At 36.9% G+C, this 13,210-nt stretch carries 14 protein-coding genes; 13 read left to right on the forward strand and 1 reads right to left on the reverse strand.

Features of this window, described 5'->3' with window-relative positions:
- Positions 1 to 19 precede the first annotated feature (19 nt).
- Positions 20 to 871 (forward strand): rod shape-determining protein MreC, encoded by an 852-nt coding sequence (mreC, locus tag OZY43_RS03675; protein WP_277166068.1) that lies wholly within the window; start codon positions 20 to 22, stop codon positions 869 to 871.
- Entirely contained in the window at positions 871 to 1,401 is a 531-nt protein-coding gene (gene mreD, locus OZY43_RS03680) for a rod shape-determining protein MreD (protein WP_277166070.1), read from the forward strand. The genes mreC and mreD overlap by 1 nt, the downstream gene beginning before the upstream one ends.
- Before the next feature lie 38 nt (positions 1,402 to 1,439).
- Here the strand turns inward: mreD and OZY43_RS03685 are convergent, their stop codons facing one another.
- On the reverse strand, positions 1,440 to 1,577 hold the full coding sequence (locus tag OZY43_RS03685; RefSeq protein WP_277166072.1) for a DUF4044 domain-containing protein: 138 nt from the start codon (positions 1,575 to 1,577) through the stop codon (positions 1,440 to 1,442).
- Between the two features lie 92 nt (positions 1,578 to 1,669).
- Here OZY43_RS03685 and OZY43_RS03690 point away from each other — a divergent pair, with 92 nt between their 5' ends.
- The 11 genes from OZY43_RS03690 to ftsZ all read left to right on the forward strand — a co-directional run bounded on the left by OZY43_RS03690 (position 1,670) and on the right by ftsZ (position 13,206).
- Positions 1,670 to 1,996, forward strand: a complete 327-nt coding sequence (locus tag OZY43_RS03690; RefSeq protein ID WP_277166074.1) for a DUF3397 domain-containing protein — start codon at positions 1,670 to 1,672, stop codon at positions 1,994 to 1,996.
- A gap of 181 nt (positions 1,997 to 2,177) precedes the next feature.
- The gene (mraZ, locus tag OZY43_RS03695; RefSeq protein ID WP_277166076.1) at positions 2,178 to 2,609 is read left to right on the forward strand and encodes a division/cell wall cluster transcriptional repressor MraZ; all 432 of its coding nucleotides are present in this window, start codon (positions 2,178 to 2,180) and stop codon (positions 2,607 to 2,609) included.
- Positions 2,610 to 2,611: 2 nt separating this feature from the next.
- Entirely contained in the window at positions 2,612 to 3,559 is a 948-nt protein-coding gene (gene rsmH, locus OZY43_RS03700; protein WP_277166078.1) for a 16S rRNA (cytosine(1402)-N(4))-methyltransferase RsmH, read from the forward strand.
- Between the two features lie 12 nt (positions 3,560 to 3,571).
- Complete coding sequence (ftsL, locus tag OZY43_RS03705; protein ID WP_277166080.1) at positions 3,572 to 3,934, forward strand: cell division protein FtsL; 363 nt, start codon at positions 3,572 to 3,574, stop codon at positions 3,932 to 3,934.
- Positions 3,934 to 6,096 (forward strand): penicillin-binding transpeptidase domain-containing protein, encoded by a 2,163-nt coding sequence (locus OZY43_RS03710; RefSeq protein WP_277166082.1) that lies wholly within the window; start codon positions 3,934 to 3,936, stop codon positions 6,094 to 6,096. Before ftsL ends, OZY43_RS03710 begins: the two co-directional genes overlap by 1 nt.
- Positions 6,097 to 6,102: 6 nt before the next feature.
- Positions 6,103 to 7,065, forward strand: a complete 963-nt coding sequence (gene mraY, locus OZY43_RS03715; protein WP_277166084.1) for a phospho-N-acetylmuramoyl-pentapeptide-transferase — start codon at positions 6,103 to 6,105, stop codon at positions 7,063 to 7,065.
- A gap of 9 nt (positions 7,066 to 7,074) precedes the next feature.
- Positions 7,075 to 8,454, forward strand: a complete 1,380-nt coding sequence (gene murD, locus OZY43_RS03720; protein WP_277166086.1) for a UDP-N-acetylmuramoyl-L-alanine--D-glutamate ligase — start codon at positions 7,075 to 7,077, stop codon at positions 8,452 to 8,454.
- A 1-nt stretch (position 8,455) separates the two neighbouring features.
- Positions 8,456 to 9,562 (forward strand): undecaprenyldiphospho-muramoylpentapeptide beta-N-acetylglucosaminyltransferase, encoded by a 1,107-nt coding sequence (gene murG / locus OZY43_RS03725; protein ID WP_277166089.1) that lies wholly within the window; start codon positions 8,456 to 8,458, stop codon positions 9,560 to 9,562.
- 21 nt (positions 9,563 to 9,583) lie between these two features.
- The gene (locus tag OZY43_RS03730; RefSeq protein ID WP_277166091.1) at positions 9,584 to 10,435 is read left to right on the forward strand and encodes an FtsQ-type POTRA domain-containing protein; all 852 of its coding nucleotides are present in this window, start codon (positions 9,584 to 9,586) and stop codon (positions 10,433 to 10,435) included.
- Positions 10,436 to 10,494: 59 nt separating this feature from the next.
- The gene (ftsA, locus tag OZY43_RS03735; RefSeq protein WP_277166093.1) at positions 10,495 to 11,853 is read left to right on the forward strand and encodes a cell division protein FtsA; all 1,359 of its coding nucleotides are present in this window, start codon (positions 10,495 to 10,497) and stop codon (positions 11,851 to 11,853) included.
- A gap of 15 nt (positions 11,854 to 11,868) precedes the next feature.
- Positions 11,869 to 13,206 (forward strand): cell division protein FtsZ, encoded by a 1,338-nt coding sequence (gene ftsZ, locus OZY43_RS03740; protein WP_277166095.1) that lies wholly within the window; start codon positions 11,869 to 11,871, stop codon positions 13,204 to 13,206.
- The last annotated feature ends 4 nt before the right edge of the window (positions 13,207 to 13,210 follow it).

A 13,210-nucleotide genomic window follows, 5' to 3' on the forward strand; every position in this document is an offset into this window, starting at 1 on the left:
TGTTTAGGATCAATTCCAAATGAAAAAATTTCTGCAAAACAAAAAATTATTAACGGTATGTGTTGTTCTTATTGTCATTTTCTCTGTTTTGGGTACTAGTGTTCATTTGCGGAATAAACGCAATACACCATTGATTATCCAGAGTTTTGGTAATGATATTGTTGCTGTTGGAACGAGAATTGTTGATTGGCCTGTCAGCTTAGTTTCTGGTGGTTTAAATAATGTTAATGCCTTATTAAACGCTCAAAATGAAAATAATTACCTGAAGAGCAAAGTAACCAATTTAGAGCAAACTAAAGCTCGCAACTCTGTCCTCGAAGCAGAGAATAAGCAATTAAAGTCTGCCTTAAAAATTAAAGGCTCGCTAGCGGATTATGACTTAGTAAGTGCTTCTGTAATTTCGCGTTCTCCTGATAGTTGGACTGACTTATTGGTCATTAATAAAGGCGCTACTTCCGGTTTACGTAAAAATATGGCCGTAATGAGCGGTGGCGGTGTAATTGGCCGCGTAATTGAGGTTAATGCTGCTTCTGCTAAGGTAGAATTAATTACGACGAGTGATAAGGATGCTAATCGTTTTGCTGTTGAAGCTACAGCAACTAACGGTAAAAAAGTCCACGGTATTATCACTGTAGTTGGCGATAATACTTTAGCCTTTACGCAGGCTATTGATAGTAACAAGTTAAAACAAGGTACACAAGTTTATACTAGTGGTATGGGTGGTAATTCACCCAAAGGATTACTGATTGGCTCAATTGCCAAAGCTACGCGTGATTCTTTTGGTTTATCTGATTTAATTAAAATTAAGCCAGCAGGAGAGTTAAATGATCCCTCATTAGTAACTGTAATTAGGAGAAAGGTGGAAGACTAATGCAGTCTTTACGCAAATTTGTTTTGGCCTTTGCTTTATATGTTGCGTTGGTAATTGATGGTAGTTTAGCACTTTTTCTTCATCAATTTTTTGAATTAGGAAATGCGGCTTGTTTAGTGATGCCCATTGGCGTGATGTTGTTAGCCTTATTTGATGATTTGAATGACAAAGAAATTTGGCTGGCATTAGGTGCAGGGGTTGTTAGTGACCTGTATTTCTGGGGAATTATTGGTGTTTACACGGTAATTTTGCCACTTTTAAGCTGGCTATTGCAAAAGTCAGCCCGCTTCTTGCCCGAGGTCTTTTGGGCACGGATGTTGGCAGTGATTTTGGCTGTGGTTGTTATGAGTACATATAATTGGCTTATTTTAAGTGTGGTGGGAATGATTACTGTTTCTTTACGTAATTTTTTAATTAGTCTATTACCAACTTTGGGTTGGGCCTTACTTTTTGCGGCTATTACTTATCCCATTTGGGCTAGCTTGGCACGAAATTATCCGTTTATGGTTAATTTTGATAATTATCATTAATAAAAAAACGTGAGTTTAAAACTCACGTTTTTTTATTTTTATCCAATCATGCCATTATTTACCAAAACTATTGCAACTTGAGCAATGATTGCTGCCAAAGTGATAAATGCCATTAGCCAAGCCATTACGATTGTTAATTTTTGAAACCCTGATTTTTTTTTCTTTTTCCGTGCCATTGATTGACCTCCTTGTTTGAACAATATTTTATCCTTATTAATAGTTTTTTTCAATTACATAGTAAGATAAAATAAGTAGTGGAGGAAATATCATGTTGTTAATTTTTATATTGCCATTTATCGGATTAGTGTTGGCATTTATTTTAAATAAATTTTTTCCTAAAGCACTTTTTCACGGTTATGATGTACTGCCCTTTTTTCTGCTTTTTGCTTGTCACTTAATAAGTATTGAGCAAAGGAAGCCCGGCTTTTTACCTTACGGTTTTTTTGTCTTTTTTATTTTAGTAATTATTGTTTCGGTAACAGAAGCAGTAAAAAATAAAAATATTTCACTAGGTAGAACGTTGCGCCAGTTGTGGGATTATTTGACTATGTGTAGTTTATTCTGGTATATTGGGTTGCTATTTATGATGATTTAAATGCTGCTGTTTTTATAAAATCACTGTGCTTAGAAAGCTAGAGTTATCAACGAATCTCTAGCTTTTTATTTTGGGAAAATCCGGGGAAATTAAATAACTTATATTTTTTATTATTTTTAATTAAACTGTGGTAGAAAGTGGTTAATTGTGGTAAATTATTCAGTGGAAGGGGGGCTAGACCATGTTCATGGGTGAATATCATCATAATCTCGATAGTAAGGGGCGATTAATTATTCCCGCTCGTTTGCGTGAACAGATTGGTGACAAGATGATATTTACTCGCGGAATGGAAGGCTGTATTTTTGGCTATACCATCGAGGCATGGCAGAAGATAGAAGCCAAGTTAGCGCAACTTCCATTAACTAAGAGAAACGCTCGCAGTTTTATGCGCTTGTTTTACTCTGGTGCAATGGAATGCGAATTCGATAAGCAGGGGCGTGTTAATCTGACCACAACGCTGAAAAAGCACGCAGCTCTAGTAAAAGAATGTGTCATTATTGGTGTTTCTGAACGAATTGAAATTTGGTCAGCTGAGCGCTGGACAAGTTTTAATGATGAAGCAAATGAAAATTATGATGACATCGCAGAAAATTTGGATGATATTGAACTATAATTATGGAATTCAAACACACCAGTGTACTCTTACACGAAACAATAGATAATTTAAGACCTAAAGACGGCGGTCTTTATGTAGATGCCACTTTTGGCGGCGGGGGTCATGCAAGATATTTACTAAGTAGAATTGAACAAGGAACACTAATTGGATTTGATCAAGATGAATATGCAATAAGATCGGCTGAGTCAAACTTTGCTGCGTTATTGCAGGCAGATAGTCAGCCTAGATTACAGTTAGTTCATGATAATTTTAGTCATTTGCAAGAGAATCTGGTTAAGCTAGGTTACACAAATGGAATTTCTGGAATTTACTATGATTTAGGAGTTTCTTCGCCACAATTTGATCAAGCAGGACGCGGATTTTCTTACCGGTTTAATGCAAGATTAGATATGAGAATGGACCAAAGCCAGACTCTTGATGCTTATCAATTAGTAAATAATTCAAGTCAAAAAGAATTAGCGAATATTTTGTATAAATATGGTGATGAGAAATTTTCTCGCCAAATTGCCCGTAAAATCGTTGAAAGAAGACGAATCGAACCAATTACAACTACATTTGAGTTAGTTGATATTATTAAAGAAGCGATACCGGCATTTGCAAGACGGACTGGCGGTCACCCAGCTAAGAAGACTTTTCAAGCCTTGCGAGTGGCTGTCAATAATGAGCTTGACGTTCTTAGGGAGTCACTTGAGGAAGCAATCAAGTTATTGCAACCAGGCGGTAGAATCAGTGTCATTACTTTTCAGTCTGATGAAGATAAAATTGTTAAAAAGATTTTTAAGAAGTATTCTGAGGTTGAAGTGCCTAGAGGAATGCCAATGATTCCTGATAATATGAAGCCGACACTGCAACTGGTAAATCGTAAGCCGATCGTTGCTTCAAGTGAAGAGTTAGATAATAATAATCGCTCACACAGTGCCAAGTTGCGAGTTGCAGAAAAATTATAAAGAGGAAGAAACATGGCTAATAATTTAGCAAGAAAAATTGAGTTTAATCCTGAAAAAGAAACTAAAGCAGAACAAGCGCAGCAAATGGTATTAAACCATCATCATGTTGCTTGGTCTGCTTTTGAAAAATCCTTACTTGTAATAGGTACTTTGTTAACTTTAGGATTAATGACATTTTTGGTTTCTTCCAGTATCGCTGCTACTTCAGCCCAACATGAACTTACCAATGTGCAGCAATTAGTTGCTAAAGGACAAAATAACGTGAGTGATTTGCACCAAGAGATTGGTGAATTGACTTCAAGCGCAAGAATGAATAAAATTGCCCAAAGTAAAGGATTGACATTAATTGAAAAAAATATTAGGACAATTCACTAATGAAGAAGCACGTTAATAATTTAGAGCGCCGAAAATCCAAAGCCCATAGCTACCGTTTTACAGTAGGGAGAGTTCTCCAAGTAGCTGTTGCTTTGGTTTTTCTTGTATTTACAGGTAGATTTTTATATATTGGTATTTCTGAATCAGTTAATGGCCAGAACTTAACTGTGAGAACACAACAATTGTACCGTCGTAATCAAATTTTAAAGGCTACGAGGGGAACAATATATGATCGTAATGGCTTAGCAATAGCCCAAGATTCTCATTTATATACTGTTTATGCAATTTTGGATAAGTCGTCAATTGATTATCATAATAAGCCGGAGTATGTGGTTGATAAAGAGCAGACTGCGAATAAATTGGCTAAGGTTTTGCCGCTTTCTGCTGCTAAAATTTTGCATTACTTAACACCAGCTCATTCGGTTTTTCAGGTTCAATTTGGCTCTGCAGGTAATGGTTTGACAAAGCAACAAAAAGATCAAATTGATGCCATGAAGCTCCCAGGAATAAAATTCTTTGAAACACCGGCAAGATTATATCCTAACGGTAATTTTGCATCTCATATTGTTGGCTTAGCAGTACCACAATATAACCGAAAAACACATTCGGAAAATTTGACGGGTACAATGGGATTAGAAGCTTGGTATGATAATGTTCTTACTGGAAAAGACGGTTATCAAGTTTCATCAGTTGATGCCTCTAACTATGAAACACCGAATAGTTTACAAACGTATAAGTCACCCCAAAATGGCAATAATTTGTACTTAACAATAGATTCACAATTGCAGGATTACTTAGAAAATAGGTTAAGTTTTGTTCAAAAGAACTATAATCCAGTTTCAATGACGGCAGTTGTAGAGGATATTAAAACTGGAAAAATTTTGGCAGCTTCACAAAGACCAACATTTAATCCTCAGACTAAGAAGGGGATGGACAAGTCTTATCGGGATATTTTGGTGCAAGATACATATGAACCAGGGTCTGTTTTTAAGGTTTTGACCTTGTCAGCATCGGTTAATAGCGGACATTATCACCCTAATCAATATTACAATTCTGGCTCAGTTACTGTTAATGGTTCTGTAATTCATGATTGGCAGTCATCAGGTTGGGGCAGTATTCCGTTTTCGCAGGCGTTTCCACGATCTAGTAATACTGGTTTTGTTCATATTGAACAGCAAATGGGTGCTAAAACGTGGCGTAAATATTTACGTAAATTTCATATTTGTCAAAAAACTGGTGTTACATTGCCGGGTGAACAAAATGGGCTGTTAGCTTTTAAGTCACCAATTGATCAGGCAGTTACTAGTTTCGGTCAGGGAGTCAATGTTAATGTTATGCAGATGATGCAGGCCTTTAGCAGCTTGGCTAATAATGGACAAATGGTAAAGCCACAGTTTGTGGATCGGATAACAGATACAACTGGCAAGACAATCTCTGGTTATCAGGTTAAAAATGTTGGGCAACCAGTTTATTCAGCTGCGACTGCTCAGACGGTTTTAGCAAATATGCGGCGTGTGTTAAACAAGCAAATTGGTACAGGTTATGCTTATAAGATGGGCAACGAAAGTATTGCAGTTAAGACAGGAACCGCACAAATTGCTAATGCTAAGGGTGGCTACCTGAAGGGCAGTAGTAATTATATTTTCTCAGTTGTTGGGGTCACCCCTGCTAAGCATCCGCGTTATTGTATTTATATTACTATGAGACAGCCGCGGCGGATGTTTAGACCAGCGGAAACAATTTTAAGTTCTATTTTTAAGCCAATGATGAATCGGGTTATTCTAATGTCTAAAAATGACAGTGAAGATTCAGCGATTGTTAAAGTCCCGAATTTAAAGAATCAGACTTATGCTAATGCTGAAGCACAGGCACGACGGATTGGTTTAAGAATTACCAAAATTGGCAGTGGCAACAAAGTAATTGCCCAGTCTTATGTTAGTGGTCAAAAAGAGCAGGCAGGTAAGAGAATGTTTGTCTTGACTTCTGATAAAATTATGTGTCCCAACATGAAAGGTTGGAATTTAGACGATCTGCATCAGTTTGCAGAATTAGCAGGAATTAAGTTGGTTATCAAGGGTAGTGGCAGTGTTCAAAAGCAAAGTATTGCCCCTAATACCAGACTTAAATCAGGAACCAAAATTATAATTAATTTAAAGGAGTAGCACAATATGCTCATAATTAGCATCATTGCATTAGTCAGTTCATTAGTTTTAACGGCAATTTTCCTGCCGTGGATGATTATTTTCATGCGCTCACACCATGAAGGCCAAGAAATTCGTGATGAAGGTCCTAAGTGGCATCAAAAAAAGTCTGGTACACCAACAATGGGTGGTGTGATCTTTGTTTTAGCAGCAGCTATTTCTTCTGTTTGGGTTGCTGGGTGGCAGCAGCAGTTAAGCAAGACTATCTGGATTTTAGTGATTAGTCTTTTGGGCTATGGAATTATCGGCTTTTTAGATGATGGACTCAAGCTTTTTTATAAGCGCAATTTAGGTTTACGGGCATGGCAAAAATTGTTTTTGCAGATCTTAATTGCAGTAGTAATTGTTGGAATTGCGGCATCGGATAATTTTAAATTCAAACTCTACATACCAATTGTCGGCGTGATCAGTAGCGTAATTTTATTTACTTTATTTGTCATTTTTTGGTTGGTTGGTTTTTCTAACGCTGTTAACCTTTCTGATGGTCTTGACGGCTTAGCAACTGGACTAGCAATCGTGGCTTATGGTACTTACGCGTATTTAGCCTTGAAACAAAATAATTTTGCCATTCTTATTTTTTGTATGAGTGTAATTGGTGGCTTAATTTCGTTCTTCATTTTTAATCATAAGCCTGCTAAAATCTTTATGGGTGATGCTGGTTCGCTTGCTTTAGGTGGCGGACTCGCAGCAGTCAGTGTCTTTTTAAACCGACCATGGTCATTGCTACTAGTGGGAATTGTTTTTGTTTGTGAAACGGCAAGTGTCATTTTGCAAGTTATCTCTTTTCAAACAAGGGGTAAGCGTATTTTTAAAATGACACCAATTCACCATCACTTTGAGATGCTAGGTTGGTCTGAATGGAAGGTAGATATTGTCTTCTGGTTAGTTGGTTTAATTGGTAGTATTTTGTATTTAGTAATCTGGGGTTAAATAATAAAAATGAAACAGATTGATACGTATAATCATAAAAACATTTTGGTTTTAGGTCTCGGTAAGAGCGGTTTTGCAGTAAGTATGTTGTTGCTTAAACTTGGTGCAAAGCTGACTTTGAATGATAAAGCCGATTTGAAGCAAAATGAACATGCACAAGAATTAGAAAAAAAGGGTGTCCGAGTGATTGGCGGTCAGCATCCGACAAAATTACTTGAACAGGAACATTTTGATTATTTAGTTAAAAATCCGGGAATTCCGTATGAAAATCCGATGGTGCAAAAAGCAATGCAATTACAGGTTCCGATTATTACAGAGCCAGAAATTGCATTGAGCGTCAGTGATGCACCGTATGTCTGTGTTACTGGTTCAAATGGTAAAACTACCACAGTAATGTTGACACAACAGATATTAGATCATCATTTAGCGCCAAGTGGACACCATGCTTATGCAGTAGGTAACATTGGAGTACCAATTTCAGAAGTTGTTCTTAAGGCAACGAAGGATGATATTCTAGTTGTTGAAATTTCCAGTTTTCAATTATTGGGTGTAACGGATATTAATCCACGAGTAGCAGCAATTGTTGACATTTACCACAATGTTCATCTTGATTATCATAAGACATTTGCTAATTACATTAATGCCAAGTTAAACGTGACACGAACACAATCCGCCGATAATTATTTTGTAGCTAATTATGATCAAAAGGACATTTTAGAACAAGAGCAGGCGTTAACTAAGGCGCAGATGCAAACTTTTTCTGAGACTGATCGGGCAGCTGATTACTTTATTGCTGACGGCTATTTACAAAGTCAAAACGAAAAGATTATGAAAACTAGTGAGATGAAACTACCAGGTGTCCATAATCAACAAAATGCTTTGGTAGCAATTGCCATTAGTAAGTTAATGGGTGCAGATAATCATGATATTCAAGCTGTTCTAACAACTTTTACTGGTGCCAAGCATCGGTTACAGTATGTAATGACTTTAGATGAGCGTAAAGTTTACAATGATTCCAAGTCAACTAATATTGAAGCTGCCACTGTTGCAATTCCGTCTTTTTCTGAACCTGAAGTGTTAATTGCTGGTGGACTTGATCGCGGCTTTACCTTTGACTCGTTAGTTCCTTTATTTAAAAAACACGTTAAAGCAATTGTACTGTATGGCGAAACGAAGTATTTATTGGCAGATGCGGCACGTAAAGCCGGAATTAAGCAAATTATCATTGAAAACACGCTACAAGAAGCAGTTCCTAGGGCTTATGAATTAACAGCACCTGGCGATGTATTATTGTTTTCGCCGGCTTGTGCTTCATGGGATCAATTCAGGACTTTTGAAGAACGTGGCGATTACTTTATAAATTTTGTTAAGGATTTGAAGACGAAATAAAATGAGAATTATTTTTACTGGTGGCGGCACTGGCGGTCATATTTACCCGATTATGGCAATTATTGAACGGTTAAAAGAGCGTAAAATTGCAACTAATGATGAAATTTTGTTTGTGGGCACGCAAAAGGGTTTGGAAGCCAAAATTGTTCCAGGAGCAGGCGTTAATTTTACGACAATTGAAATTCAGGGTTTTAACCGCAAACATTTGTTAAAAAACTTTAGTACCGTTAATATGTTTATTAAGGCAACTAAAAAGGCTAAGAAAATTTTACAAGATTTTAAGCCTGATGTTGTTTTAGGTACTGGTGGTTATGTCAGTGGTGCAATTGTTTTTGAAGCAGCTAAATTGGGTATTCCAACGATGATTCACGAATCAAATTCAGTTGTTGGTGTAGCCAACAAGTTTTTAGGGCATTATGTTGACAAAATTTGTTATAGCTTTGATGATGCTGCTAAACAGTTTTCTGAAAAAAAGAAATTAGTGAAAACAGGAAATCCACGTTCACAGCAAGTTTTGGGTTTGCATGAAACTGAAGTCGATTTACAGACTAAGTGGAATTTAAATTCCAATATACCGACAGTGTTGATTTTTGGTGGATCGCGTGGTGCATTAGCAATTAACCGAATAATGTTACAATCTTTACTTAAATTAAAGAAGAAGCCATATCAGGTGATTTGGGCAACGGGAACATTTTATTATGAAAAGGTGATAGCTAAACTTGCCGGTATTGATTATGGCAATAACATAAAGATTTTGCCATATATTGAGGATATGCCAGCATTATTGCCTGAAATGACCTGTGTAGTTTCTCGTTCAGGAGCAACAAGCATTGCTGAATTTACTGCTCTAGGTGTGCCTGCAATTTTAATTCCTAGTCCGAATGTGACACATAATCATCAAATGAAGAATGCGCTTGACCTGGAAAAAGCTGGAGCAGCATTGGTTCTTCCAGAAAATGACTTAAATCCCAATAATTTTATTTCTTCGATTGATCATATCTTGCTTGATACCAAGTATGCGGATGAAATGAGTAAATCTTCACGGTCTTTGGGTGTGCCAGATGCTTCTGATCAAGTAATTAAGGTAATGGAAACTATTTCTAATTAACTATTAAGGAGGTGAGTACAGATGCCAAAAAAGCGGGTAACTAAAATTGATCCTAAAGAAAAGTTGTCCCCTTATTTAGATCATCAAGCAGGACAAAGTAAAAATCATCAGCGTGATAAGGTGTCTGACTCACTTTCTAAGTTACATAGTGAGCGAAGATCAGCGTTAATTAAACGGTTAGGATTAATTATCGTTGTTTCATTTGTAGTACTTTTGGGGTTAGGTTATTATATTTCGCCTTTAGCAAGTATTAATAGCATTCGTGTTGAGGGTGCTGATGATCTTCCACCAAAAGAAGTGGTTCGTGCTTCAGGAATTAAAGCCAGTGACAAAATTTTAGATTACTTAATTAATCACGAAGAAGTTAGTCGGCAACTAACCAGTAAATATACAGAAGTAAATAATGTTAATTTACAAGTAAAGCACTTTAATCAATTAATTTTGCAAATTAATGAGCATAAGACAGTCGGTTATATTAAAATAAACAATAGGTATCGTAAAATTTTGACACATGGTAAACTAGGAACAAGGCTGTTACCTTGGAATAAAGTAAATCATGATCGACCTGTATTTGTCGGCTATAATCATGAAATATCTTTAAAACACGATTTACAGTTGTTTAATAGCTTACCTAGTGATTTTCAAGATCAAGTTAAGCTTCTCAGCGGTAATACTAGACGAAAATCACAAGTTATTTTTTTAATGAAAGATGGCAATGTGGTGATTGGCGATATTTCAACTTTTAAGGCAAAAATTAAACTTTATAATAAAATTAAACCACTGGTTAAAAAGAATAGTTTGATTGATTTAGAAGTTGGGGCTTTAAGTAGGCCACTAACTGCAAGTGAGAAAAAAACTTACGGTTTATCGTAATGAATTTATTGTTATTATATGTTAGAATTTCTTAAAATATCATCGATTGGGGGTTAATTTTGGACAATACGAATCTATTAGTGGGTCTTGACATAGGTACCACAAGTGTCAAAGCAGTTGTTGCCGATTCAGGTAAAGTTATCGGTGCTGTTGCTATTCCCAACAAGGGAATGCGTCATGGTAACATTGTTGATATTGATGAAACAGCAAGTGCAATTGGCCGAGCATTAAAAGAAATTGCAAAAAAGACGAATGCGCCGATTTATAGCGTAGTCACGGGAATTCCAGTAGGAATGCTGCAGCTGGAAACGGCAAGCGATTTAATTAACGTTAGTGATAGTGGACAGGAAGTTGGCAACAACGATGTTCGCCGAGTTTTACGGGCCGCAATTAAGTCAGCTGTTAAAAATGAACGAGAACCGATTTCTTTTTTACCAAGTCGTTTTTTAATTGACGGCAAAACGGAAGTTGATGATCCACGCAAAATGATTGCCCATTCGCTTGCTGTTCAAGGAATCTTATTGACTGCGCCGGCAAGTCAACTACATAATATTAAGAAAGCAATTGAACGAGCAGGTTATCAGAATAACTTTTTTATTCCAACTCCGCTTGCAATTGCGAGTGTTGCCCTTGATGAAAGTGAGCGGACTTTTGGCTCAATCATTCTTGACTTAGGTGGTGGTGTTACTACTGCTACAGTTATTCATGACGGTCAGATTAAGTATGCCAATATTGACTTTGAGGGCGGCAGTGATATTAGCAATGATATTTCGGTTGTTCTTAGTACTTCCAAAAAAGATGCGGAACAAATTAAACTTGATTATGGTTACGCAGATCCTTCTTTAGCATCAGCTAAGGATAAGTTCGCTGTAAATAGTGTTGGCTCTGATGGTCAGCAAATGGTTGATGAAGTTTACTTGAGTAAAGTTATTAATGCGCGAATTATGCAAATTGTTGAGCGGATTGGTAAGGGTTTAGCCAAGCATGATGCCTTAAAATTACCGGGTGGAATTGTAATTACTGGTGGTAGCAGCTTACTTCAGGGAATTGATAGTATTGTTGCTAATTCTTTAAATGTTAAGACGCAAATTTATCAACCCGATCAAATTGGCATGCGTAATCCTGTTTATTCGGCGGCGTTTGGCATTGTTAACTACGCCTATAAGATGTCTGATATTGACTTTTTGGTTATTAGCGCAATTTATAGCAAAAATACTCAAAAGCAAACTACGACAGTGGTTCAAGAAAAAACTAAAATTTCAAAAAGACCATCAACTGTTAGTGAAACTAAAGCAAAAGAAGAATATAATGGACATGAGTTGCTAAAACGAGAAAAAACCTCACATAGTAAACACAAAAATAATAATCAAAATAAAAATAAAGGCGTAAAGAATTTCTTTAAGAAGTTCTTTGATTAAAGGTGGTTAATTTAGATGGATTTTACGTTCGATTCAGACGACAATAAGAATGCAGTCATCAAAGTTATTGGTGTCGGTGGTGCCGGCGGTAATGCTGTCAATCGAATGATTGATGATGGTGTACAAGGTGTTTCCTTTGTTGCTGCAAATACTGATGTTCAAGCACTTAATAGTAATAAAGCAGAAAATAAAATTCAGTTAGGGCCTAAATTGACTAGAGGTCTAGGAGCTGGTTCACATCCAGAAGTAGGTCAAAAAGCGGCTGAAGAAAGTGAACAAACAATTGAAGATGCACTCAAAGGTGCAGATATGATTTTTATTACTGCTGGCATGGGTGGTGGTACTGGTACTGGTGCTGCTCCAATTGTGGCTAAAATAGCGCGTGAAACAGGTGCGTTAACTGTTGGGGTTGTTACCCGGCCATTTACATTTGAAGGCCCTAAGCGTTCCAAAAATGCAACAGAAGGTATTGCCCAATTAAAGCAGTATGTTGATACATTAGTAATTATTGCTAATAACCGTCTGCTTGAGATGGTTGATAAAAAGACACCAATGATGGATGCCTTTAAAGAAGCAGATAATGTCTTAAAGCAAGGTGTTCAAGGAATTTCTGACTTGATTACGTCAACAGATTATGTAAACTTGGACTTTGCTGATGTAAAAACGGTAATGGCAAATCAAGGTGCAGCTTTGATGGGAATTGGACGTGCTAGTGGTGAAAATCGGACAGTTGAAGCAACCAAGTTGGCAATTTCTTCACCATTACTAGAAGTGTCAATTGATGGTGCCAAACAAGTGTTGCTTAATATTACTGGTGGTCCAGATTTGACTTTGTTTGAGGCTCAAGATGCTTCAGAAATTGTTTCTAAAGCTGCAGGAGACGATGTTAACATTATCTTTGGGACATCAATTAATCCTAATCTTGGTGACGAGGTTGTAGTTACTGTAATTGCTACAGGAATTAATTCGCAAGCAGAAGAAGAAGCTTCTAAGCAATTACCGGGTCGCAGTCATCAAATTAAGGCGCAAGCTGCAGCAAGTGTTCAACAAACATCACAGTCTGACACCGTGCAACAGCAACCGGCTCCTAATCAGGAAGAAGTTACTAGTCAAACTACGGTTCAGCAGGCACCTAAGCATAAGCCGATGGTTGATCCTACAAGTGTTTGGGGTCTGAATAATGACAATCCAGAAACTAGACGGACAACGCCAAATAATTTAGAGCGGACTGATAATTTAAATTCATTTACTGCTGATGATGAGCAAAGTAGTATTTCACAGATTGAGACAAGTGCTCAAGATGACGATGATGCAGATGATATTCCATTTTTTAGACACCGTAGCGAAAACTAATTAG

Source organism: Lactobacillus sp. ESL0785 (assembly GCF_029395455.1).
In the GTDB taxonomy this organism is placed as follows: Bacteria; Bacillota; Bacilli; order Lactobacillales; family Lactobacillaceae; genus Lactobacillus.

Coding starts and splice junctions, on each gene's coding strand:
- mreC (WP_277166068.1), top strand. CDS start 20: ATGAAAAAATTTCTGCAAAACAAAAAATTATTAACGGTATGTGTTGTT.
- mreD (WP_277166070.1), top strand. CDS start 871: ATGCAGTCTTTACGCAAATTTGTTTTGGCCTTTGCTTTATATGTTGCG.
- OZY43_RS03685 (WP_277166072.1), bottom strand. CDS start 1,577: ATGGCACGGAAAAAGAAAAAAAAATCAGGGTTTCAAAAATTAACAATC.
- OZY43_RS03690 (WP_277166074.1), top strand. CDS start 1,670: ATGTTGTTAATTTTTATATTGCCATTTATCGGATTAGTGTTGGCATTT.
- mraZ (WP_277166076.1), top strand. CDS start 2,178: ATGTTCATGGGTGAATATCATCATAATCTCGATAGTAAGGGGCGATTA.
- rsmH (WP_277166078.1), top strand. CDS start 2,612: ATGGAATTCAAACACACCAGTGTACTCTTACACGAAACAATAGATAAT.
- ftsL (WP_277166080.1), top strand. CDS start 3,572: ATGGCTAATAATTTAGCAAGAAAAATTGAGTTTAATCCTGAAAAAGAA.
- OZY43_RS03710 (WP_277166082.1), top strand. CDS start 3,934: ATGAAGAAGCACGTTAATAATTTAGAGCGCCGAAAATCCAAAGCCCAT.
- mraY (WP_277166084.1), top strand. CDS start 6,103: ATGCTCATAATTAGCATCATTGCATTAGTCAGTTCATTAGTTTTAACG.
- murD (WP_277166086.1), top strand. CDS start 7,075: ATGAAACAGATTGATACGTATAATCATAAAAACATTTTGGTTTTAGGT.
- murG (WP_277166089.1), top strand. CDS start 8,456: ATGAGAATTATTTTTACTGGTGGCGGCACTGGCGGTCATATTTACCCG.
- OZY43_RS03730 (WP_277166091.1), top strand. CDS start 9,584: ATGCCAAAAAAGCGGGTAACTAAAATTGATCCTAAAGAAAAGTTGTCC.
- ftsZ (WP_277166095.1), top strand. CDS start 11,869: ATGGATTTTACGTTCGATTCAGACGACAATAAGAATGCAGTCATCAAA.